General features: G+C 41.5%; 1 protein-coding gene. It reads right to left on the reverse strand.

Annotated features, from left to right (window positions below):
- A partial coding sequence (locus PROVALCAL_RS15200; protein WP_006660207.1) for a structural protein occupies positions 1-716 on the reverse strand: 716 nt, incomplete at both ends.

Consider the following 716-nt stretch of genomic DNA (forward strand, 5'->3'; position numbering starts at 1 on the left):
CAATTAAAATGGATTTTACCGGGACCTTGTAGATAGGGGATTTTGTGTCCTATTGGTTTACCTTCCAGAGTATACTTCAGCCTATCCCGGACAATGCAATCATGGGAGGTTTTATTATCGAGAGTGGATAGCCACTGTTTGCAGTCAAGGATATCTTTATTAGCTTCAGCAAATTGTTCTCTTGCTGTCGCTTGTAAGTGACTGATTGCCGTCTTCGCTATCGTTGTTACGTTAGCTCTACTAAGTTGTAAGGCACCATCTTTATAGCCTTGATTTGCATGACCTCTGATTTTACGCCCAATCTCTAGCGCACTATCGCCATTTAAATAACCATTGCGAACAGCATTGTTTATGCGTGTCATGCGGTCAGATTCTAATCCAGCAGCCCACTCAGACAGTAATTTCCCTTGAAATGGACGAGACATTGCTGAGGAAAACAACATCTCCTCTGTAATACCCATAAGCGGATATTGGCGTAGAACAGCATCAGGTAATAAAGCATCGAATAATGAGGAATAATAACCCGCTTCATACAAGGCATGCTCTCGCATTTCGCCTATTAACAACGTAAAAGCGCTATCAATCGCACGCTTATTAATAGCTTTCACGCTCGATAGTAATGACTCTAATCGCCTTGCAGTAAAGCCATTAACGTCAATAGTGTCATCATCTAAGGCAACAATAAGCGAAGCTGTTAATTCAGCGTCAAATTCATT

The sequence above is a fragment of the Providencia alcalifaciens DSM 30120 genome (assembly GCF_000173415.1).
Taxonomy (GTDB): domain Bacteria; phylum Pseudomonadota; class Gammaproteobacteria; order Enterobacterales; family Enterobacteriaceae; genus Providencia; species Providencia alcalifaciens.